Source organism: Oceaniferula flava (genome assembly GCF_016811075.1).
In the GTDB taxonomy this organism is placed as follows: Bacteria; Verrucomicrobiota; Verrucomicrobiia; order Verrucomicrobiales; family Akkermansiaceae; genus Oceaniferula; species Oceaniferula flava.
Window position 1 is genome coordinate 148,788 of the sequence record NZ_JAFBGL010000009.1, and the last position, 23,521, is coordinate 172,308.

Below are 23,521 nucleotides of genomic sequence, written 5' to 3' on the forward strand. Positions count from 1 at the left end.
TCGACTTTTTGATTATCGGACAAGGACTGGCCGGCAGCACGCTGGCGATGTCTCTGCTGGCTCGTGGGCAGCGACTACTGGTGGTGGACCGGCAGGACGCTGGGTCATCGTCGCGGGTGGCGGCCGGATTGGTCACTCCGGTCACAGGAAAAGGTCTGAATCCAGCATGGCGACAGCATGAGTATCTTCCTGCGGCTGTGGACTTCTATCAAAAATTGGAAAAGAAGACTGGTGAGAAGTTTTATCACCCCATGGACGTGGTCCGGATCTTTGGCTCCGAAAAAGAACAAACGAAGTGGAGAGGCAAGGCTGACGAACACCAACGCTGGGGCAGCGAGACCGATCTGAGCAAGTGCCAACTCACCGCTGAGCACGGAGGGGTGCGCATGCATGACGGTGCTTGGCTGGACACTCGAAAATTTCTCGATGTGGTTAGAAATCGGCTGATCACGGAGGACGCATGGCGTGAGGCTGAATTTTCAGAAAAGGATGTCCGTTTTTCAGAAGGAAGCATCAGCTGGCAGGATGTGACTGCAAAGAAAATCATCCTCTGTCAAGGTGCCTACGGACTGGGGCAAGGGGGATGGTTTGGCAACGTGCCGCATCGGAGTGCCAAGGGGGAGATTCTGACGCTCAATGTCGACGGCCTCGACTCCGATAAACGCTACCATGCTAACGGCTGGTTAGCACCGCGAGGCGACGGCACTTGGAAAGCTGGAGCCACTTATGAATGGAATCGTCTCGACTCTGAACCCACTGCCGGGGGGCGCGAGGAGGTGATGGAGAAAATTTCCAGCTGGTGTCCTGCGGATCTGAAGGTAGTTGGTCACGAAGCGGGTGTTAGGCCAATCATCCGCAATAGCCGGCCAGTGATCGGGTTTCATGCCGAGCACAAGCAGGTGGGCTTTTTCAATGGTCTTGGCTCCAAAGGCTCGCTGATGGCTCCAGCGGTGGCGACACATTTTGCTGAGGTATTAACTAGTGAATGTGAAATCGATCCAGAGTTGGTATTTCCTACCGCGAATCATTCTCAGCATTTGATAAGTGGGAGCTTAATCGCCTCAGCGCATGCAGCTGTTAGGGAGTGTGTGAGCGATGGCGATACCGTGATCGATGCAACTGTAGGAAATGGGCACGATACCCTGTTTCTGGCTAAAACGGTGGGGGCTGGCGGTCAGGTGATCGGGTTTGATATTCAGCAGCAAGCGATTGAGTCCGCCCGCATTCGTCTAACTGAAGGCGGTGTCGGCGACGACGTTGTGCAGCTTCATGTTAGATCGCATGCAGAGATGGAGGACGTGGTGCAAGGCGAGGTCTCCTGTGTGATGTTTAATCTCGGTTACCTACCAGGCGCCGACAAATCGCTGATCACCAAGGAGGACAGCACACTCCGAGCATTGTCTCAGGCGGTGGCGTTGCTGAAAAGCGGGGGCTTGCTGAGCGTGATGTGCTACCCAGGCCACGCCGGAGGGGATACCGAGGCGGCGCAGGTGAAACGTTGGCTGTTAGGGCTACCAGAGGAGCAATACGAGATGCACCTCTACCAGCGATCTGGCTATCGCAGCAGCACTCCATTTCTCCTTCTGGCACGAAAGAAATAAGCGCTCCTCCACCGCCGCTGGGAGAGATCGGAGGAAAGAGAGACTTCGATTATAACAGTCGAAGAGCTGTGGTGGCGGTAATCTGTGTCTAAGTAATTGAACACCGCCATGGAACCGCTCTTCGACATGATGAAAAAACGCCGCCCTTCTTTGAACGACTGCGGAGTGAAACCATTGGCCAAAGAAGTGCACCATTTCCTGCTGAGTTCCTATCTCATGTGGCCAGTGATTGTGGCCTTTGGTCATTTCAGCACCAATACGACAGTCGCCGTGTCGATCATCGCCATGTTTATGGTGCTCGGTTTTTTATTCTACAACCTCTTGGTGGCTATGGTGCAGATGTCCCATCATCCAAAAAAGCGACTGAGGATCAGTCAGTGGATTTTCTACGTCAGCTTGACCGTGATGGTGCTGCGCATCGTGCCTTACCTGTAATTACGGCCCCTCGCTTACTCCTTGATCATGGGGTGCCCATCGACTGGGAAATCGGTGGGTTCGAGGGTGAAGGACAAGTCTCGATCGCCGTCGCTGCCATCGACGTAAATCACGGTTTTGTAGTGGTTCGAGCGAATGAAATATTTTGACTCATACGACTCTGAAGTGAGCCCTTGGAAATAGAGCCAGTTTCCGCCCACCTGCGGCTGAAGGTGATCGAGTGAGCCGACGTATCCTTCCGTGACCAGTTGGCTTAGTCGGTCTGGGAACTTGCCGTGGTCGGTTTCGTATTTGATAACGAGTGCGTAAATTTCTTTTCCTCGGCGGATTTCCTCGGTGATGTCCGCTGCCTTCTTGGCCTCAGCGGCGTTGTGGCTCACGATCATGCTGGTGATGATGGCTGCGACCAATAGCAGACTGGCATAACCGCAGATCAGGCCGGCGAGCGCCATTTTTTTACCGACCAGTTTGCCCTCCGATTTTTTAATTTTCGACCTCGCCACATGCCCGAGAATGATGGCGATGGGGCTGGGGAGCGCAAAAAAGAATAAGGAGACAATGCCGCAAACCATGCTGCCAATGGCGAGCCCAGAGGTGCGGCGCATGTGGGGTCCTGGAGGGGGCTGGCCGTTCATAAATTACGGTGCGTTTTGTGATCTCAATGCCGCTTGGTAAGAAGCGTCCTGCAGAACCTGAACGGAGCCATCAATGCGGAGAATTACCCACTTATCCGTGTGTTGCTGCTGCCATGATAATAAGAAAGCGCCACTGTTATCCGAGTTGCTTAGAGTGTCGCCGTGATAGATCCATTCGCCGCGATGGGGTTGAAGCTCGTCGAGGTCGATAGACTTATTCGCTGCAGCGAGGGCTTCGAGAGATTCTGGGAATTGCCCATAATCGTCATCGTATTCGATCAGGTGGAGAAAGATCTGCTTCGCTGCTGAGGTGGTTTGCACCTGTTCCGCTTTACGTTTCTGCTTCATGATCACCGGAGTGGCCAAGGCAGATAAGAAGGCGATGACGAAGATCATTCCAAAGGAAACATAGCCGCAGATGAGGCCGGCGGTGGCTTTGCCTGAGCCTGTGAGTGCTCCGCCAGATTTCTTGATCTTGCTCTTGGCCATGTGACCGCAGATCACGGCGGGGATTCCGGTAATGATCCAGGTGAAAAAAGCGCAGATACCGAGGACCAGACTGACCGTTGCCAGTGGGCACGTTTCCGGCTGTCGCGACTCAGTCGGTTGGGGGACTGGGGGCTGGTATGGCTGAGGGGGTGGGTTGCTCATGATGAGTCTGTGGTTACTCCACCTCCACGATCATGTTGATCTCCACGGAGACATTGAGCGGCAGTGCTGCGGCTCCGAGTGCTGTGCGGGAGTGGATGCCCTTGTCGCCGAAAATTTCCACTAACAGGTCCGAGCAGCCATTGATCACAGCCGGGTGCTGATAGAAGTCCGGCTCCGAGTTGACAAAGCCACCGACGTTGACGATGCGGACGACTTTATCGAGATCGCCGATTTCATCTTTCACCACCGCGAGGCGGTTCAGAGTGATCAGACGGGCCGCCTCCTGAGCAGTTTCCAGCGAGGTGTCGGTGGGGACTTTTCCGAGATAGGTGTCGTCATCCAGCGGTGGGATGCCACCGGCGAGGAACAGCTGGTTGCCGGAGCGAACGCAGTTCACATAAGAACCCGCAGGGGCTGGAGCTTCGGGGAGCGTGTAGCCGAGGGAGGAGATTTTTTCTTCGATCGTCATGGTCGTGGTGAAGTAAGAAGTGAAATGTTAGGCTTCGTTTTTCGCGGCCAGAGACGCGGCGACAAAACCGGAGAACAGGGGATGCGGATGATTGGGTTTCGATTGGAATTCCGGGTGGAACTGGGCACCGATGAAAAACGGGTGCTCGGGGATCTCGACAATTTCCACCAGCCCTTGATCGGCTGAGACGGAGCTGATTTTCATGCCGGCATTCTCAACCTGCTCGCGGTAGCTCGGGTTGAACTCGTAGCGGTGGCGGTGGCGCTCGCTGATGGTTTCCGCTCCGTAGAGTTCGGCCGCTTTGGTGTCGGGGTAGACCACGGAATCGCTGGCGCCGAGTCGCATGGTGGCGCCGAGATCTTCGATCCCTTGCTGTTCTTCTTGTAGGGAGATGACCGGGTGCTCGGTGTCTTTGTCGAACTCGGTGGAGTTCGCGGTGGTGAGACCGCAGACGTTGCGGGCGAACTCGATGGTGGCGATCTGCATACCGAGACAGATGCCGAAGTAGGGGATGTTGTTCTCGCGGGCAAACTTGGCCGTGAGGATCTTGCCTTCGGTGCCACGATCGCCAAAGCCACCGGGGATGAGGATACCGTTCACTTCGGAAAGGTGTTTCACCGCGCCATCTTCCTCGATGGCCTCGGCTTCCACCCGCACGAGGTTGATCCGGGTATCATGGGCGGCACCGGCGTGGGTGAGGGATTCGTAGATCGACTTGTAGGCGTCCTGAAGCTCGATGTATTTCCCGACCACCGCGATGTTGACTTCGTGGGTCGGGTTGATGATGCGATCGACAAATTCGCGCCACTCCTTGAGGTCGGGCGTTTCCGATTCGATACCGAGTTTATCGCTGACGAGGCGGTCTAACTTATCGCGACGGAGGTCCAGCGGGCACTCGTAGATGGTGTGATCGACATCGCGGAAGGCCACCACATTGCCGGGCTCGACGTTGCAGAACATGGCGATCTTTTTCTTGTTTTCCTCATCGAGATCGTGCTCGGTGCGGCAGACGATGATGTCCGGCATGATGCCGATCTCGCGCAGTTTGGCCACTGACTGTTGGGTCGGCTTGGTCTTGATTTCACCCGCCGCACGGATGCGTGGCAGCAGGGTGACGTGGACGAAGCAAACGTTGTCGCGGCCGACTTCGAGAGAAAACTGGCGCAGCGCCTCGAGGAAGAGGTGGCCTTCGATATCGCCGACGGTGCCACCGATTTCAGTGATGATGACATCGGCGTCTGAGCGCAGGGTAACGTCATTGATGCGGGCCTTGATCTCATCGGTGCAATGCGGAATGAACTGCACGGTTTTTCCCAGATACTCACCTTTGCGCTCCTTGCGGATGACGTTTTCAAAGACCTGACCTGAGGTGAGGTTGTTGAAGCGGGTCAGGGTGCAGTTGGTGAAGCGCTCGTAGTGGCCGAGATCCAGATCGGTCTCCGCACCATCGTCGAGCACGTAAACCTCACCGTGCTGGTAGGGCGACATCGTGCCTGGGTCCACATTCAGGTAGGGGTCAAACTTCTGCAGGATGACGGAAAGTCCGCGGTGTTCGAGCAGGGTGCCGAGCGAGGCGGCGGCAAGTCCCTTACCGAGTGAGGAAACAACTCCTCCGGTGACGAAAATGTATTTAGTAGGCTGAGGCATGGCTGTGGAGTGGTGGTAGGTGAGTGTGGTGTTAGCGCAGCAGGGCTTCGATCTGTTGCGCCTGTTCGAGGGTGTCGACGCCGGGGGATTCGTCGTCAGTGATCAGGACTTTAATGCGGGCACTGTTTTCCAGCGCGCGGAGTTGTTCGAGAGATTCCGCAAGCTCTAGCGGTGAGGGCTCCCAGGTGACGAATTGTTCCAGAAAATCGCGTCGGTAAGCGTAGATCCCTTTGTGCCGATAGAGCTGGAGCGCTGGACTCTCGGACCGGCGGTAGGGCAGCGGGCTGCGGGAGAAATAGAGGGCGTCGCCGTTGTGGGCAAGCACCACCTTGACCACGTTCGGGTCGTCCATCAGAGCGTCGTCGGTGATGGGGGTGGCCGCGGTGGCCATTGAGATGCCTGAGTCGGCGAGCAAAGATTCGCCCAGCTGGTCAATCAGTGCCGGATCGATTAGCGGCTCGTCGCCTTGAATGTTGATCACGTGGGTGGCGTTGGGTAGCGCGGCGGCGGCCTCGGCGATGCGATCGGTGCCGGTCGGGTGCTCGGCGGAGGTCATGACTACTTTGGCTCCAAAAGACTTGGCGGCTTCCTCAATGCGTGAGTCGTCGGTGGCGATGACCACGTCGTCCAAGATCGAACATTGCTGGCAGCGTTCCCAAACGTGCTGCACGAGCGGCTTTCCGGCGATCAGATGAAGCGGTTTCCCAGGGAAGCGCGTCGAGGCCCAGCGAGCTGGGATGATGCCAATAAGATGATGTTTTCCAGAACTAGCCACGTTGCTCAAATCTGGAAGTGAGTTATGATCGACCCAGCTGAAACGACAAGACTCTTTTGGAAATTGTTTCAAGTTTTTGGATTGTAGATTGATCGAATGAGCACCTCTGCTAGCCTCCGCGCTCATGGAGAAAGAGGTTCACGAATTTTTTACCCTATTGGACTGGGCTGTTGTGGTGGTTTACATGCTGCTGACCACCTGGCTCGGGCACAAACTCTCCGGCAAGCAGGCCAGCATTAAAGATTTCTTTCTCGGTGGCAAAACCATCCCGTGGTGGGCGGTGAGCGGATCGATGATCGCCACCGAAATCAGTGCACTGACATTCATCGGGGTGCCGGGCGGCGTCTATGCGCTATCGGGCGACTGGACTTACTTGCAATGGGGCATAGGCTCCATTATCGCGCGCTTGGCCGTGGCTTACTGGCTGGTGCCTCTTTATTACGAGAAGGAAATTTACAGCCCGTATGATTTCATGGGGAACCGACTGGGTGAGGGGGCTCGCCGTCTAGTGACCGGATTATTTTCCCTCGGTGCCATCCTCGGGCAGAGTGTGCGCGTGCTGGTCACGGCGATTATTTTGAAAGTGGTCACCGGCATGGATGTCAGTGTATGCATCATGGTGATTGGTCTGGTTGCCGTGATCTGGACTTTCATGGGAGGGATGCAGACAGTGATCTGGACCGATGTCATGCAGTTCTGCCTGTTTATTTTTGGCGGGCTTCTTGCCTTCGGTATCCTCGCCGGGCAGCTCGGCTGGGGGCAGATCTCGGTGCTGAACCAGGTGGTGATCGATGGCGAACATGTGAACAAGTTGCGCTGGATCGATCTCACCACGCCCTTCCAAGATCCCACCTTGAAATACACCATGTGGGTCGCCTTGTTGGCCATGCCGTTCCAGAACTTTGCCGCCTTCGGGGTGGACCAACTGAATACCCAGCGGATGTTCTGCTGCGGTAATATTAAGGACGCCCGCAAGGCCATGGCCTGGAGTAGCGTGTCCATCCTCATCACCATCCTTATGCTGGCGGTGGGGGCGGGTCTGTTCGCCTGGTATCAGGTGCACATTCCTGGCGGGCAGCTGGCCGAAAGTTTCAAGGCCAATCCCAACTACGTCTTCCCCACTTGGATCACTCTGGAGGTGCCAGCTGGTGTCAGCGGATTGATCCTCGCCGGTGCCTTTGCCGCGGCAATTTCCAGTCTCGATTCCATCCTCGCTGCGCTGAGTCAGACCAGCCTCTCCGTGATCTACGGAAGGGAGCGGTTAGAAGAAGAAGGGAAGGGGGAGGAAATGGTTCGTTTGTCACGAATCGTGGTCTGTATCTGGGGTGTGATTCTGACCGCTGCGGCGCTGCTCCTGTGGGTGGTCTATCAGCGGAATCCGGACAGCGATTTGATTGGCCTGGCCTTCGGGATGGTGGCTTACACCTATGGCCCACTTCTGGGTGTTTTGCTCGCCGCCATTATTCCGCTGCGCAGCCATGTTGTCGGTTTGGTGATCGGAACCATGGCTTCGGTTTTGTTGGTCTCTTGGTTCCGTCCGGAGTTGCCAATGCTGTTAGATGTGGCCGGTTTAAAGGATCTGAGTGAGGCAGTTATCGGCTCCCGACCTAGCCTCGCATCCGAGTGGTTTTTCCCTGTGAATGCGAGTCTGACTCTGGTGTGCGGATTGCTCAGTGGTTTGTTTGTTAGAAAATAAGTGAATCGCCGTAAACCCCCGTAGAATGGGGGTTTGTAGGTTTCATCTGTTTGGGGTGCTTGTGGCTCTAAAGTGGCCAATGTATATGCAATAGACGTCGATATTTTGGCGTTGCTTATTAAATTTTGAGTCAAGTTTTTAAAAACTTTTGTGTGGAACCATTGTGGAAACGGGGATCTTTCTCGGTGGCTCGGCGATGATGCTAAAAAGTTTTGCGCTAAAGCCCGGAACGGACTTTGATGGGCGTGTTGCACGTCACCAGCTAACCGCACCAGCGAGGCGGTGACGAAAGACTAGCTACCGCTAACGTATTAACTTTTTATTTCTGCTCTCAAACTTATGAAGAAAACCGCCGCTGCTCGTGATCTCCCCGTCGATGGAGATGTTGCTCTTACCAATGGAGAAATGATGACCGAAATGGTCGATGAACCGAAGCTGTGGAATAAGGTTTCTGAGTTGCTGCAAGAGCTGGTGAGTGGGGATGCTTTTCACCGTTGGTTCGAGTCCGCTCGCTTGACCTCTGTCAGCGAAACGGAAGCAGTGTTAGCTGTGGCTAGTGACATGCACCAGGTGTGGATCGAAACCAACTACCTGCCCGAAGTTCAAACAGCCTTTTCCCAAGCCTCACGATTGCCCTGCAAGGTGAAGATTGTCGTCGATGACATGACCACAGAGTCGGCTTCTAACAATGGTTTGGATACTGCTGAAAATGGAACCGCATCAAACGCTGTTTCAAAGTCGTCTAACAAAAACTCCGGAGTGGCAGCTTCGTCACCCAAAAATAGCAGCATCCAGTTCGGGAAAAATGCTAAGGTTAAAGATGAGCCTGCCATTGGGCGTAAGTTGAAACTGGCGGGCTTGAACCCACAGTTCAGTTTCGATCGCTTTGTGGTCGGCCAGAACAACGAGTTTGCTCACGCGGCCTGCATGGCGGTGGCATCCGCAGCCAAGGCCGTTTACAACCCACTTTTCATCCACGGTGATTCCGGTCTTGGAAAAACTCACTTGATGCAAGCCATCGGGCAGAAGCTCATGGAGCAGGACCCAAGTGCGAAAGTGGTTTATCTCACCTGTGAGAAATTCACCAACGAGTTCATCGACATGGTGCGCAAGGGCTCCCTCGAGAAGTTCCGCCGGAAATACCGCCGCGCCGATATTCTCCTGATCGATGACATTCAGTTTCTGGCCGGAAAAGAACGCTCGCAGGAAGAATTCTTCCACACCTTCAACGAGCTTCTCGATTTGCAGAGCCAGGTGGTGTTGACCTCAGACCGCCCCGCTTCGGAGTTGAAAAATGTCGAGCCACGTTTGGTTTCCCGATTTGAAAGTGGCCTAACTGTGGAGCTGCAGCCTCCCGGGATCGAAACCCGACTCGCGATTCTGCGTCGCAAGATGGAGGACTGGGATGTGAAACTGGGGGACGATATTCTCAATATGCTGGCCGAACGGATCCAGAGCAACGTGCGCCGTCTTGAAGGTGGTTTGGTTCGCATCGCGACCTACGCCTCTCTCGGAACCGAGCAGATCACCATCGAGCGCACTGAGTTTTTGCTGAAGGACATTCTTCGTGAGGAGGGTCAGAAGCGGGTCACGATCGATTCCATTCAAAAAGCAGTTAGCGAACATTTCGATCTGCGAGTGGCCGATATGACCAGCCGTCGCCGTCCTACCAATATTGCCTTTCCTCGTCAGATCGCGATGTATCTGAGTCGGAGTCTAACACAGTGCTCTCTGGTGGAAATTGGCGAGGCCTTTGGTGGTCGGGATCACGGCACTGTTATCTACGCCTGCCGCAAGGTTCAGGAGCGTGTGACGGATGAGCCTATGGTGCGTGATGCTGTGGATATCTTGACCACGGTGCTGAAGCGGAAATAGCCAGAGCTTCAGCAGAGCAAGCCCTGCGAGCGATGGCGGGCGGGGCGATTGAGGGAGAACGAGCACGACAGGCTTTGTCGTGCAGAGGAGGAATTGTGTACTGAAAAATGCTCTGGAATTGTTAATGAATGCTTGCCATGGAGCGAGAATCCTCCAAAGTCATCTCGATCTTGAAATGAAGATTCGAACAGCTGACCACTATATAGGACGGCGTTCATCGAAATTCCATACATCACAACAACACACATCGCTTAGAGCGTCCCCCCAGATGCCCTATCTAACCGTCCTCCCTTATAAGCCATCCCACATCTCATATGAAATTCTCAATCAGCAAGGAAGCGTTCCTCGATGCTCTGCAACAAGTGCAACACGTCGTCAGTAACCGGGCCACATTACCCATCCTTTCTAACGTCCTTATCGAAGCCGCAGATGGCAAGTTGAAGCTTACCACCACCGATCTTGATGTGGGTGTCAGCGGTAGCGTGGAAGCGAACATTGAAAAAGAAGGCACCACCACGCTGCCCGTAAAACGTCTGGTGAGCATTATTCGTGAGCTGCCAGCCAGCGAAGTGGAAGTTTCCGTGGACGGCAAGAACCACGCATCGATCAAGTGTGGTCCTAGTTTCTTCAAAATCATCGGTCTGGGTGAAGACGAGTTCCCGCCGCTTCCTAAATTCGAGGACTCCACCGAGTTCAAGATCGCCCAGAGTGTGCTGCACGATGCGATTAAGAAAACTTCCTACGCCATCTCCACCGATGAAACCCGCTACGTGCTGAACGGTATCTACGTTTCTTTCCGCGAAGGGAAAATGACCTTCGTCGCCACCGATGGTCGTCGTCTGGCCATGGTGGAAAACGAACTGGAATACCCGGCCAGCAACGAGACCGATATCATCGTGCCATCCAAGGCCGTGGGTGAGCTGCAACGCATGCTCGGCGGTGAAGGGGACGCTTTGGTTCGCCTCAGCGGCAATCAGATTTCCTTTGAAATCGGCGACAGCATCATCGTCAGCAAACTCATCGAGGGCAACTACCCAAACTACAAGCAGGTGATCCCCGGCGAGCGCAAAGAGCGCATCACCATCAACCGCGAAGAGTTCCTCAACACCGTCCGCCGTATCTCACTGCTGACTTCCGAAAGCTCGAACTCCGTGAAGCTGACCTTCAGCAAGGGCAGCATCGACGTGCAGGCTAACTCGAAAGACATCGGTGAAGCGAAAGAACCCATCGTGGCCGACTACGATGGTGACGAGTTCGCCATCGCCTTCAACCCGGAGTTTCTCATGGCGCCGCTGAAAAACCTCGGCGAAGAAAGTGTCTACCTCGACCTGATCGACGGCATGAGCCCCGGTGTGATCCGCATCGACAGCTCGTTCCTCTATGTCATCATGCCCATGCGCGTGAGTGCCTAAGGGTCTCGACCATTTTCCCATCCACCTCGTTGGCCGATCATGGCCAGCGAGGTTTTTTTGTCTTTCCGCTGATGTTTTTCGATGAAAAGGCCTGTTCATTGCTAGGCTTGTCATTCAACTTCAAGCCATGCACACAGCTCTTTCCACGCTCACCCTGGCGGCGGCCACTCTCTGGCTTGCTGCTTGTTCCGACTCCACCACGCCCGCCAGCCCATCTCTGGCGACAGCTACTACGCCGGTGAAAACTGCCCCCGTTCGAAGTGAAGTCGCCAAACCGGTCGTGGCCGTGCCGAAGACTCAAAAACCCGTCAAACCTGGAGCGGTGACGAGCATTGCCATCGACCAGTTGTTCAGCATGAAGGCAGCCGGAACGGCCGTGGTCTACGATGTCCGGCCTCCTCTGTTCTATCGCCTCGGCCACATCGATGGCGCCGAAAGCATGCCGCTGATCAAGTATGATAAAATCATCGCCGAAAAACGCCCGCAGCTTGATGCCGCTATCAAGGCAGGAAAACTCATCATTCTCTACTGCCAAAACTCCAACTGTCCGGATGCCCACAGCACCGCCGTCCGCCTCTCGAAACTAGGCTACTCCACCTCCATCTACCGCGACGGCTGGGAAGGTTGGAAACAGGCCGGCCTCGAGTAATCAACCACCTTCCGTGAATTCCGTCCTTTCCGTGGTTCCAAAAAAAATAATCAACCTCAGCAAAATTCGCCCAATTCGTAATTAAGAGAAGCGCTTCACAAAATCCGGCACTGTCTCACTGGCCTTGCCAATGAGGTGCTCGTCAAAAAGAGGCGACTGCTCGGTGCCTTCCAGATTGATCTCAATCGTCTTCGCCCCGTGGTTCTTCGCCACCTCGGCAAATCCAGCTGCCGGATAGACCACGCCTGATGTGCCGATCGCGATGAACACGTCCGCCGCAATCAGCTTGGCCTGAATTTCCTCCATGCACAGTGGCATTTCTCCAAACCAGACGATGTGAGGTCGCATCCGGCCCATGCTGCCGCAAGCGGTGCAGGTGCAGTCGTGGGTGAGGTCGCCTGTGCAAGGGCTGATCATCTGACAGGAGGCGCAGCGTTTTTTCAGTAGCTCGCCGTGCATGTGAATGACATCGTGACAGCCGGCTCGCTCGTGCAGATCGTCGACATTCTGGGTCACCAGAGTGAGGTGATCACCGAGCTTCGACTGAAGTTCGGCTAAGGCCCTGTGCGCGGCATTGGGTTCCACTTCGCGGAGTTGGGCGCGGCGTTGGTTGTAAAAATGATGCACCAGGTCAGGGTCCACTGCGAAGGCTCCGGGGGTCGCCACTTCTTCCACCTTGTGGCCTTCCCAGAGACCTCCGGCATCGCGGAAGGTTTTCAGTCCGGATTCCGCCGAAATACCGGCGCCGGTGAGGATGAAAATCTCTTGATTCATCGTGGCTCGACTTAAAAATGCAGGCGGTGTTTCTGCGCAATTTCTGCGCTCCAGGCACGGTCGATCCCCGCGTCACTGGCGAACATAGGCCAGCGACTGACCACTTCGATCACTTCATGCACAATCGTCTCAGCACGTCCTCGTTTCATCACCGCGACCTTAGCGCACTCCTTGAAGTCCTCCATGGAAAAATACTCCTGTTTGCCATTCATGCTCATCTGGTGGCTGGAGGTCCAGCGGCCTGTGGGGTTGTAGCTGTAGGTGATGTCGTAGGCGGGGGAGAGGATCCATTTTCCACGTTGGTCCATGAGAAAGGCGATGTTCTTGACGTGATCATCCTGGTTCCTGGCGACGATGTTGAACGCCATTCTGCGGAATTGCTGCTCGATTTCCTCCATGGTCAATCCCAGCTGGCGCATCACCAGAAAACATTGCTCGTAGGAATGATGCCCCGCCATGTTGAAATCGTAGTGCGCCATGGCACAGAGGCTCTGCATGTGGATTTTTCGGCCATCTTCCGCCCGGTCAAAGCGTTTGGTGAGAAAATGCCGACGGTCATTTTCCTCTAGCAACCGACACGGCATCATAGTGATTCCCGCCGTGGTGGCCATCTGGGCGTAGGCGTATTCGGTGGCAGTGAAGCCTTTGGGATCGTTGAGTTCTTTGTCGCGGTTCGATGCCACACCGTCAAACTTCAGCAGCCAGTGTTCGAAACCGGACGCAGGATCGATCTGGCCTGACCTCACCTCATTGGTCAGCGGATTCCACGCGATCACCGCCTTGGCCCGCGCGCCACCTGCCGAGGTGCCCACTTTGAGAATATCGCCCAAGGCTGCTGCGTCATCTTCGCCAAATTGGGTCTGCAAATGATCGCGATGACTCAAAACCTCCGAGGCCAAGGCCACCAGCTGGTCCATTTGCAGGGCCTGGCTGTTCTGCGACACCGGATTGCTCGCTGGCTCGAACTCCAGCGCTCCCATGCCGCGCCGACCGGTATAGCACAGACGCTCGATGACGTTAAACGAATCAGGAGTCCGACCTTGTGTGGCCAACCAGGCGTCGATCAGTGCGTTACCGAATTTATCCGGTAACGAATCGGCCAGCAATCCAGGCAATCCGTAAAACGTGGCAGGGGAGAGCTCTGGGAATCGGTAGACCTCTGCGGATAGAGGCATCACCAGCGGAGCGACCTCGATGCCGCTGTCTTGGAAATCCGCAGCATATTCGAAGGCGCAGACACCACGATCGTCCAGGCTCGCCGCGCCAATGGTGCGGTTCCAAAGTTTGATTTCTGCAATGAGGCTCATGAGTCAGTGGTCAGTGGGGGGGGCGCCCCATTGCCATGGGGTTTCTTTGTTCTCGTTCGGGGCGGTCTTTTTGCTCGATGCTCGAAGGCGTTTTTTGGGATTGTAGCTGCCTTTTTTTTCTCTCATCAGCATCTCCATGGGAGTGGCTTCATATTCAGGGATGAGCTCCATCAGTGGGGTCAATTGCCCCAGCGCACGCAGCACGCGCATGAAGCTGGTCAGCTGGACCGAGGCCCCATTTTCAAAGCGTTCAATGGTGCGTTTGGCTACCCCCGATTGCTTCGCCAGTTGGGTCTGCGTCAGGTTTTTCCTCAGCCGAAGCTGCTTGGCCCGCTCACCCAGCAACGCCATGACGGCATCGTCTGTTAACAGGTTATTGTCATTATTAGTCGTCATAAGTGCCGATAAATCGTGTTTGAATACATTAAATCGTCAAAAACGGCAAATAGCAATAATATTCGTTTAAGGTATGGTTTTAATGTGGTCAAATTTGACGAATTACAGGATAGAATAGAGTCATTTCGTCAAATATGACGATATGGTGGTGTTTGGTAGGGCGGAATGGCCTCATTCCGCCGGGCTACGGCATTCACGTATCCGCCGATCAAACGGGTGGATCAACGTCATTGGCTGCATGTTCAGGTGTCCGGAAGGTCAATGGCTTCGATCCGGATGATTGAGGCCAATCATCCCTACCGTGCTGGGTCACGGGGGATGGCATGCGGTAGGGCGGAATGGCCTCATTCCGCCGGCGGCGACATTCACGCATCTGCCGGTCAAACGGGTGGATCAACGCCATTGGTTGCATGTTCAGGCGACCGGAAGGTCAATGGCTTCAGTCCGGATGATTGAGGCCAATCATCCCTACCGTGCCGGGGCACGGTGGATGGCATGCGGTAGGGCGGAATGGCCTCATTCCGCCGGGCGGTGGCATTCACGTATCCGCCGATCAAACGGGTGGATCAACGCCATTAGCCGAACGTTCAGGCGTCCGGAAGGTCAATGGCTTCGGTCCGGATGATTGAGGCCAATCATCCCTACCGTGCTCGGTCACGGGCGATGGCATGCGGTAGGGCGGAATGGCCTCATTCCGCCGGGCGGCGACATTCACGTATCCGCTGATCAAACGGGTGGATCAACGCCATTAGCCGAATGTTCAGGCGTCCGGAAGGTCAATGGCTCCGATCCGGATGATTGAGGCCAATCATCCCTACCGTGGCAGGCTAAACGTTGATGGTGTGTCTTGGCCCGTGGTGATCCATTTGGTGGCACCTGGTTTATTTCTTAATCGCTTCCTTGGCTTTCACGCCTTTGCCTTTGCTGCGGCGGAGTTGTTCGTATTGGCTGGCGTTGTCTTTGTTTAGCTGCTGCTGCTTTTTCATCAGGTTGCCCTTGAAGTCAGGTTTGGCTTTTGGGGCTGGTAGGGCGTTTTGCCTTGCGGCGACGGGACTGTAGTTCGCCTGACTGCGGTAGAAGGCGTAGCGGCCTTGTTCATCGCGGGCGATCACGGTGGGGCGACTGGTGATATTTTCGGCTTTCCAGATGCCTCGCAGGTCGGTCTCGCCGGATTTGAACTTGCTGTCGCGCACACCGATGGCTTTGACGTGCACGTTATCGAGGTATTTGCCGCTGCCTTGATCGCTGATGTTGACCCGCAGGGAGCGGGCGGCGAGGTTCTCCTGCACCTCCATTTTCAGCGAGGTGATAAGCACCAGGCCGGAGGTGTAGAGGTAGTCGCCACGGCAGATCACCAGGTAGGCACCATCGTCTTTCACCGGCAGGGTGACCCGCTTTTCGCGGTCTTGGAAATCCTGGCCGTCGCCCAGCTGAATGGTCATCTCGTGTTTCGGCGCGATGCCGGCGAGGTTGACGTTGGCGACATTACTGAGGCTTTTTTCACGCAGGTAGAGCTTCATCAGATCGACCCGGTAAATCTGCAGGTGGGCCTCTTTGATGTTGCGGTAGTGCAGCTTGATCTCGGCTTTTTCACCGCTTTTGAGGAGCTTGGCTTCATCGAGACGCACGCTTTTTTGCTCGAAATACGCGATCGATTCCTGAGCGTCCGGATAGATGCCCTTGACGCGCTCATACCACCGGGCGGCCTCGAGCGGCTGACCTTTGGCGTGGTAAATCTGGGCGGTGATGTAGGCGGCGAGATTTTTGTCTTCAGACGATCCCTGAGCCACTTCGGAGGCTGCTTTCAGCGCGGCATCGTAGTCGCGCAGCCAGAAACTACCGAGCGCTTCCATGTAGCGGAAACTGCCGGCGTGTTTGCTCTTCGGATAGCGGTCGACACAGGCGTGGGCGTGCTCGACGACTCCTTTGAACTGCTTCAGCGAGAACAGCACGTTGGCCAGGGTGAACGCGGCATCGTCCGCCAGCGGGCTATCGGGTGTGGCCAGCAGGAAGGAGTTCAGAATATCGCCGGACTCTTCGATGAGCTGCAGCTCGGTGGGAGCTTTCTCCGTGCCTCGGCGCGGCTGCATGCTGGTGGCTTTCGGTGCCATCTGGAACAGCTGCTGGGCAAGGGCGAACCAGGCATTGGCGATGGCGCCTTCGTCGGGGTAGAGCCGCCAGAGTTGCTTTTGGTAATCGACCGCATCCAGAAAGCGACCCTGATCCTCCAGAGCCACCCCCACATAGGTGTCCTTGGCAAATCCGGCTTCGATGGTGGCGGTGAACACCTCGAGGCCTCGCTCAAATTCCTTCAGCTGCTGATAAGCCTTGCCGACTTTCAGGATTTTCTCGAAGGGGATCACCAAGTCCGGTGAGCGCTCGTTGAGGATTTCAAACGACTCCACCAGCAGACGGGCGTCCGGCTGATAGCTGGCGGTCTCGATCCACAGCAGCATCCGTGAGTTCTCGACATTTTCCCAATCCGGCCGCTCCTTGCGGATGGCCATGATCTCGGCGCGGGCGGCGGGGAACTTGTTCTGTTCGAAGTGCAGCTTGGCGAGTTCACTGCGCTCGGAGTAGTTTTTGACATAAACGTCCGGGTTTTTCTCCTTCGGTCCGATCACTGTGAGGCTGCCGGGTTTTCCGTGCACGCCATCGGCCGGGTTCCGAAGCGGCAGCATCAGGGTGGGGGGCTGACGCCAGATGCCGGGGTGACGGGCGATGATGTTGTAAGAAATGAAACGATGTTTGACCCGACCGTCAAAGGTGACCACCAAGTGATCGTTCTCGACTCTAGCACCGCTGTGCTGACCGCTCAGGCTGCCTTTTTCATAAACAAAGCCAGCCGGAATGCGCTCGATGACCACCACTTCACGCTCGTTGTTGCGCTGATGGTGGACAAACAAATCCACTCTCACACGCTCACCCTGGTTCACAGTTTTGGCCGGTGAGGTGCCGCGGGCTCTCAGGGGTTTGCCTTGGAAACTGAGTCCTTCACGGGCGTAGCGATGGCGGGTGATTTCGAAGTTGGGATCGATCTTGTGTTCCTCCGGCAGTGGGGCAAATCCGGTGATGGTGGCTCCGGCAACGAGTCGGCCAGTTCCTTCCATGGCAAAGGACAGCGTGTTCTCTCCCTCGACCAATAACTTGGAATCGACCGTGATGTTGGCCATTTCCTTCGGTTGATCGGTGTTGATCTCTGCGAGTTTTTTACCATTCAAGCTGATGCTGACTCGGGCGTCGGCAGGGTCGGCTTGCTGTTCGAATTTTGCCAAAGTGACCAGTGCCGCGCCTCGATCGAGGTCCGAGGTGAAGCCATCTGCGCCGGAGTTCATCAGCACCACATCACGCAGCGTGGTAGTGAGTGCCGACTTCGGCTGGACGGCGACCGCGGCACTGAGAGCACGGGCGGCGACGAAGGTTTCCGTGGCGAGGATGCGGGTGCTTTTGCTCTGCCACTTGTCTTTTCCGGCCATGGCGGCGAGTAGGGTCTTGGCGGTGTCGGGACGGTCCAGATTGACAAAGGCGGCGGCTAACAGCGCCTTGCCGACATCGCCCAACTTGCCACGTTCACGGAACAGGCGGTTGCAGGTGGAGAAATCGGCGGCGTCTGCGCAGGACAGGGCGTATTGCACCGTGGCCCGGGCATCGACATCGCTGGAGGCAATGCTCGATTGCTGTTTCTCCAGCCACAGGCGAGCCGTGGTCAGCGTCGGTTGATCCACGGTGAGTTGGAGTTTTTTCGCCAGAGTCAGGGCTTCGAAGGCCATGGCGCTGTGGTCGAGATCGCCAGCGCTGCGACCTTTCACCGCCGGCCAGCTACCGTCCTTATTCTTCGTCACGGCGAGTTCTGCGGCGAGCTGGTTGGCGCGGGTTATCAGATCGGCCATCTGGGCATCGGGCAGACCACGATCGCGGTGGTAGCTGATCACTGCGGCCACGGCGAGGAGCTTACCGGACGCGTGAGATTGGCGGAAAGGGATACGGGTGCCGCACCACGATGCTTGGGGCGCGAGGGCCAGCTGGCGCAGGGCCGTGTGCATGCCGGGGAGAATCTGCAACTTCAGCTCCTGCTGTCGCACCTTGGCGGGGAGCTTCAGTGTGAGGCTTTGTTTTCCGGCTTTGAGCACCGCACTTGCCCGATCCGCCACCGGCAGCCCCCATGGGCGAATGGTGACTTGGCGAGCGATTCTCAGCTTGTTCTCGCCAGTGAGGAGGAAATCCAAGGTCGGTGCCTTGGGAACCTCGATCGCCTTGGGTGAAATCCGCTGGGTGGACTCTCCGGCGGCGAAATTCAGGGTATGTTTCGTCTGCATCAGCCGCTTGGTGCCGGCCTTGACTCTGAGGTTCAGGGTGATGCTTTCCGCGGCATCGGTGTTACGACGCGTGAGCACGATCTCGGGTGCGAGCTGGTCTCCCTCGATCAGCACGGAGGGGTGGTTCAGGTGGAGATCGTAGGGGAGACGCGTGTGCAAGGTATCTACTTTCTGCCCCAGCACACCACCGGCAGTGGATGCGTGGCTGAGAAGTTTCCATGAGCCGGATGTTTCAGGCAGGGGGATCTCCAAGTCCCGACCGCTCTTGGGGATGGCCTGCTGCGCCATCGCCCAGATCAACGTAGGCTGGTGGCTGTGATGGCTGAGAGTGAGCAGTGAGGGGGCTGCGATGTAGCCGTCGGCTACTCCTTGCTGCTCTTTGCCAGCGAGGCGGTAATTGTAGGTCTTCCAGTTGGCATTGTATGAATTGTTGGAAAATCCTCGGCCATTGCGGTTGTCCAGCTCGGCGTCGATGCTGTTTCTGTTGGGATTGTTGAGAATGGCATCGATGTTATTTTGCGAGAAGGCAAAATCACCTGAGCGCAGGCCGCCGGTTGCGATGTTGCTGGCAGGGCGAGCTCTCTGGATGTTCCCGCCATTAGCACCCCCGCCACTGCCTCCGCCGAATGCGTCTGCTCTTTGGCTTTCCCCGGCGACTTCCCATGCTCGTTCCACTTGGCTGAGAAGTTGGGCGCGGGTCTGATCGTAGGCGGAGCGGTAGTAGTCGGATTGTGTGGAGGCGATGCGTTCGAGCCAGCGCCGTGCGGCTTTGTTGTATTTGTCTACCTTCAACACGCTTTGGAACATGGCGGTGGCCTGATCGTATTGGCCGAGATTGAAATAGCCTTCGCCCATGTAGAGCTGCTTGCGGACTTGCTGCACCGCTTGCGCATGATGCTGGGAGAGTGCTGTGTTTTGCCGTGCGAGGGGTCGGTTCGCCATGTTCATGGCACGTCGTTCCTCGGCGCGGGCGACCATATCAACCGCCTTCTGCGAGCCTTGATGACGGAGTCCGCAGCTGGTTCCCATGGCGAAATTAGGCAGTCGCTGACTGCGGCTGAAGTCTTGGTGATTGATCGCGCTGTGGGCGTCGCGTTGATCGATCAGGGAAAGGGAAACCTCCGCGTCCTGCGGCTGGTCATTGCCGTCCAGCACTTTGACGTTCACCTTCAGCTTGCCGCCGGGTGCGATGGTGTTGTCGGCATCGAGCCCCTCGATTTGCGTGACGACTTTCAGCTCTCGGTCCACCGGCAGGATTTCATCGCTGGAGTAGAACTTGCGCTGGTGCATGGCCATCATCGCCGCCCGAAAGACAGGAGCGTGACGTTCGTTCAGCTTCAGGGTGATCGGAGTCTTGCCGGGGGCGAGTTTCACCACCCGATATTCCACCAACTTATCCGCCTCAATGCTGAGCAAGGCGTGGGTGGGGGAGTCGAGCCGCGACCAGGCATCGATCTTCGCCTCACCGCCGCTGTGGAGTTTGTTTTTATCCACTAACAGACGGATTTTCTGCTGGCTGTCCTCGCCGTAGATTTCGATGAACGACTCGGCATAAACCAATCGACCACGCGCGTCCTTGCCTCGGATTCGGAGGATAAAGCGACCACCTTCATCGAGGGTGATGGCCTGCTTGGCGAGGCCGGTTTCGGCATCGGTGGTCAGGGTGTGAGTCTGCACGATTGTTTCGCGCATTGGAGTGGCGGGAATGACCTGGCGTGATTGCACGGCGTTGGGGAGCTCTGCTGGCGTATCGCGACCGAGGATGGGGTCGGCCTTTTTGACCTCCTGTTTCACCACTTCCAGGGTGATTTCACGGGTCGCCGCTTTGCCATCGGGTAGCAAGGTTTTGGCAATCACTTCGAAGGCTTCGCCGGAGGCGATGGTGGCGTGTGAGAGCTCGGCCTCGATGCCGAAACCCAAGGGGTCGATATCAATGATCTTCCGCACCAGATTCGCCGATTCCGACGGCATGCTCACGCTGAAGCTGGCAACGCTGCCGGAGGCCAGCAGGCTGGTGTCGTAATCAAAGGTCGCTACGCCCTCGGCATTGGTGGTGGTTTTTAGTTTAAGGTTGTTAGGCAGCTTGACGGTTACTTCGCGGTCCGCCACGGGCGCTCCCCAGTGGTATTTGGCGGTCACTGTGCCGGTGACTTTCTCGCCGAGTGCGGTCCATGTTTTGGGAAAGTCCAAGGAAAGAACCACCCGATTGCGCGGCTGGTTTTTCACCGTGATCAGGGTGTGGAAATCGAGACTCTTATCGCCCTCGGTCCGACTCAGGGTAGCGGTGATCCGGGCCTGACTCAGCCCCTTGGGGATGGTGAAGCTGGTGCTGAAGCTACCGTGATCATTGAGGGTGATGGCCGTCTGGTGGATGAGTTTTCCTCCGTTCATATCGACACAACGCAACGTCCACTGTCGGTGCTCCTTGGCGGGGATCTGATAGAGTCCGTTCGCAGGAGTGCGGAGCAGGCCGGAGAGCTGCACGCTTTCGCCGGGGCGATACCATTGCTGCGGGGTGTTGAACCAAGCACGTTCTAACAATATGGGGACGGGCACGAGTCGGCTGAGGTCGAGATCGCAGGTTGCGGCACCGGCGCTGGACAGAGCCAGCACGCGCAGGTCGTTGATTTCCGCGAGCTTCTCCGATTTCAAATGCAGCACGCCATCGGCTCCGGTTTCACCCGTGGCGACGATCTTGCCGCCATCGGCCACGAGCAGTTTCACCCCGGCGGTGGGCGCTCCCTCACGGCGCCAGTTGGTGGCAAAGGCGAGCAGCTCATCCTTGCTGGAGCGTACCGCGATATCGATGTCGCTGCGGACGATCACGGTGGTGGAGAGAAAACCTTCGCCTTCGACTTTCACCACGCAGACGCCTGGCTTGTTCGGCTCGAAGGGGACGGGGATTTGTTTCTCGATGGGGATGTATTTCTTGAAGCCATCGATGGCGACGTCCCACTGCTTGTCCGGCTCGACCAGATCGACATCGAGCTCGCTGATGTTGCCCAGCTTGCGGGCCTTGCGGAAGTAGGATTCGAGATCGAGCCAATACTGTCGGATGGTGACCTTCTCAACGTTGCGCAGGCTGAGGGAAACGGTCGGGTCTTCGTCTGTGCGGAAGACTTTCGGGCTGGAGGCGATCAAGCGCTTCGAGGTGAGCAGCTGTCGACGTTGCGCCGCCATGGGGCTCTTGGTTTGGCGGTAGATCGTGAGCGCTTTTTCAAGATCGCCCAAGCGTTGTTCGTAGATCAGGCCGATCAGTTCGCGGGCGTCGGTGGCGTGTTGGGTTTTGGGATACTTCGAGAGCAGCTCGTCCCAGACGGCGATCGATTTTTTAAATAAGGCAACCTGGGCCTCGCGCTGTTCCGGAGTGAGGTTTTTCTCCTCGTCCATCTCGATGGCGAGCTGGTGGGGGATGCGTCCTAACAGAAAAAGAACCTGCGGTGCGTGCTCGGACAGTGGGTGCTTGGTCAGAAACGACTGCAGCAGGGCGGTGGCTTTCTCGGCGGCCGCCGGTGGGTCGTCGGCTTGGTGGGTCTGGCGGATGGCTTGCAGTGCCTCGGTGTAATCGATGGTCACCAGTCCCTTCTGGCTATCGGCCCAGCGAGTGCCATTGGGGAAGTCCACCGTGGTTTGGTTCCACGCTTGGCGTGCTTGATCGAACTGGTGCAGCTGCAGGTGAAGTTGCCCGATCTGATAGCTGGCTTCTTCACGTTTCCGGGCGGCATTTTCCTGACGTTTGAGAAATGCGTCACGGCTTTCCTTTTCCAGCGTGACCGGATTTTCAGCCACCGTGACCGGGTTTTTCAAGAGATCCTGATAGGCGCTGATCGCTTGTTCCGGCTTGCCGTGGCTGGCGAGCATCGAGGGAATCATGAATGCGGTCGAGTTGGCGTGCAGATGCCGCGGGTGCTTTTGCAAATACTCCTTCGCCGTTTCCACCCAGAGCTCGACGTCGCTGCTGCGGCCTCCCTGCGCACGCATAGCCATCAGCTTCAGCCAAGCGGCATCGGCGGTGAGGCCGGGGCTGGATTCCAGCTCTCCTTTTTCCATCATGCTCAGCAGCTCATCGAGGTAGCGGACGGCGAGCGGGCGTTGATTGCTGCGGTGCAAGGCCTCGGCCATGCGATAACGCACCTCGGAGCGATGCTCGCCGGGCTCCTTGGAGCTGGTGTTTTTCTGAAAGGTGAGTCGCTGCTGATTCTGCATCTCGCCGCGCCAGCTGGGATCGAAGACTTGGAGGTAGGAAACGGCATCCTTCACCACTGTCGGCCACTGTTGCAGGTGGCCCGCCATCCGGATCATCGAATAGTGCGCCAGCTCCCGCAGCTTGAGCGAGCACTGTAGGTCGAGCACTTCCTTGTAGAGGTGGTAGGCTTTTTGGAAATCAGGCTTCGGGGCCTCGAGGTCCTCGGGCGCTGGGATCTTGGCGAAGAGATCGGCGAACTCCAACAGGCTCTTGGCGACCTCGTCCTTGCGCTTTTCGGAGAAAAGCCGACCGCTCTCCGCCTCGTAAATCGCCAGTGCGGCCTGGTATTGACCGCGGGCGGCGAGGCTGTGGGCTTTCAGGAAGGAGGCTTTGTGGCGCCAGTCGCTGTCAGGAAACTTTTGCTTCAACGCATCGCAGACATTTTCGGCATCGGCGTGTTTTTTATCGAGATGCAGAGCGCGCGCTTTCAGAAGCATCAACTGGTCTTCGGTGAAGTTGGCGTCCTGCTTGGCCATGGCAGCGAGGTCACCGTTGAGAATTTTCAGCGCAGCGGGGTATTGTTTAGCCCGTATCCGCTCGGCGGCATCCGCTGCCTGGGCAAGGAGAGGGCAGACGCTGAGCAGCAGGGAGGTCAGACCGAAAAAGATGGTTTTCATAAGGCGTGGTGGGGTTAGCT

General features: G+C 56.6%; 15 protein-coding genes. 6 read left to right on the top strand and 9 right to left on the bottom strand.

All coding sequences use genetic code 11. From position 1 onward, the window contains the following. Positions 1-8 precede the first annotated feature (8 nt). Together mnmM and JO972_RS13635 are read left to right on the top strand one after the other, a co-directional pair. On the top strand, positions 9-1,601 hold the full coding sequence (mnmM, locus tag JO972_RS13630) for a tRNA 5-(aminomethyl)-2-thiouridylate-methyltransferase MnmM (protein ID WP_309490620.1): 1,593 nt from the start codon (positions 9-11) through the stop codon (positions 1,599-1,601). Between the two features lie 108 nt (positions 1,602-1,709). Further along, on the top strand, positions 1,710-2,036 hold the full coding sequence (locus JO972_RS13635) for a hypothetical protein (RefSeq protein WP_309490621.1): 327 nt from the start codon (positions 1,710-1,712) through the stop codon (positions 2,034-2,036). 14 nt (positions 2,037-2,050) lie between these two features. On the opposite strand, the gene JO972_RS13640 is transcribed toward JO972_RS13635, so the two are convergent. Genes JO972_RS13640 through kdsB form a run of 5 tightly spaced genes read right to left on the bottom strand, consistent with a single transcriptional unit; the run spans position 2,051 to position 6,285 of the window. Further along, the gene (locus JO972_RS13640) at positions 2,051-2,641 is read right to left on the bottom strand and encodes a DUF4190 domain-containing protein (protein WP_309490622.1); all 591 of its coding nucleotides are present in this window, start codon (positions 2,639-2,641) and stop codon (positions 2,051-2,053) included. Between the two features lie 33 nt (positions 2,642-2,674). Beyond that, positions 2,675-3,322 carry a DUF4190 domain-containing protein gene (locus JO972_RS13645; RefSeq protein WP_309490623.1) on the bottom strand — a complete coding sequence of 216 codons (648 nt, stop codon included), beginning with the start codon at positions 3,320-3,322 and terminating at the stop codon, positions 2,675-2,677. 13 nt (positions 3,323-3,335) lie between these two features. Further along, positions 3,336-3,791 carry a RidA family protein gene (locus tag JO972_RS13650; protein ID WP_309490624.1) on the bottom strand — a complete coding sequence of 152 codons (456 nt, stop codon included), beginning with the start codon at positions 3,789-3,791 and terminating at the stop codon, positions 3,336-3,338. Between the two features lie 27 nt (positions 3,792-3,818). After that, on the bottom strand, positions 3,819-5,438 hold the full coding sequence (gene pyrG, locus JO972_RS13655) for a CTP synthase (RefSeq protein WP_309490625.1): 1,620 nt from the start codon (positions 5,436-5,438) through the stop codon (positions 3,819-3,821). Between the two features lie 31 nt (positions 5,439-5,469). Beyond that, positions 5,470-6,285 carry a 3-deoxy-manno-octulosonate cytidylyltransferase gene (kdsB, locus tag JO972_RS13660; RefSeq protein ID WP_309490626.1) on the bottom strand — a complete coding sequence of 272 codons (816 nt, stop codon included), beginning with the start codon at positions 6,283-6,285 and terminating at the stop codon, positions 5,470-5,472. 52 nt (positions 6,286-6,337) lie between these two features. On the opposite strand from kdsB, the gene JO972_RS13665 reads away from it, so the two are divergent. The 4 genes from JO972_RS13665 (at position 6,338) to JO972_RS13680 (ending at position 11,845) form a co-directional block, all read left to right on the top strand. Next, positions 6,338-7,909 (top strand): sodium:solute symporter family transporter, encoded by a 1,572-nt coding sequence (locus JO972_RS13665; protein WP_309490627.1) that lies wholly within the window; start codon positions 6,338-6,340, stop codon positions 7,907-7,909. A gap of 339 nt (positions 7,910-8,248) precedes the next feature. Further along, positions 8,249-9,784, top strand: coding sequence for a chromosomal replication initiator protein DnaA (gene dnaA, locus JO972_RS13670; RefSeq protein WP_309490628.1), 1,536 nt, complete (start codon positions 8,249-8,251; stop codon positions 9,782-9,784). A gap of 314 nt (positions 9,785-10,098) precedes the next feature. Continuing rightward, positions 10,099-11,196, top strand: coding sequence for a DNA polymerase III subunit beta (dnaN, locus tag JO972_RS13675; RefSeq protein WP_309490629.1), 1,098 nt, complete (start codon positions 10,099-10,101; stop codon positions 11,194-11,196). A 127-nt stretch (positions 11,197-11,323) separates the two neighbouring features. After that, positions 11,324-11,845, top strand: a complete 522-nt coding sequence (locus JO972_RS13680) for a rhodanese-like domain-containing protein (protein ID WP_309490630.1) — start codon at positions 11,324-11,326, stop codon at positions 11,843-11,845. Positions 11,846-11,926: 81 nt separating this feature from the next. On the opposite strand, the gene JO972_RS13685 is transcribed toward JO972_RS13680, so the two are convergent. The 4 genes from JO972_RS13685 to JO972_RS13700 form a co-directional block, all read right to left on the bottom strand. Then, positions 11,927-12,619: an NAD-dependent deacylase gene (locus JO972_RS13685; RefSeq protein WP_309490631.1), complete on the bottom strand. Its 693-nt coding sequence runs from the start codon at positions 12,617-12,619 to the stop codon at positions 11,927-11,929. Between the two features lie 11 nt (positions 12,620-12,630). Continuing rightward, a complete protein-coding gene (locus JO972_RS13690; RefSeq protein ID WP_309490632.1) occupies positions 12,631-13,926 on the bottom strand; it encodes a type II toxin-antitoxin system HipA family toxin in 1,296 nt (431 codons plus the stop codon). 3 nt (positions 13,927-13,929) lie between these two features. Then, entirely contained in the window at positions 13,930-14,322 is a 393-nt protein-coding gene (locus tag JO972_RS13695; protein ID WP_309490633.1) for a helix-turn-helix domain-containing protein, read from the bottom strand. Positions 14,323-15,203: 881 nt separating this feature from the next. Continuing rightward, positions 15,204-23,501, bottom strand: coding sequence for a tetratricopeptide repeat protein (locus tag JO972_RS13700; protein WP_309490634.1), 8,298 nt, complete (start codon positions 23,499-23,501; stop codon positions 15,204-15,206). Positions 23,502-23,521: the final 20 nt, after the last annotated feature.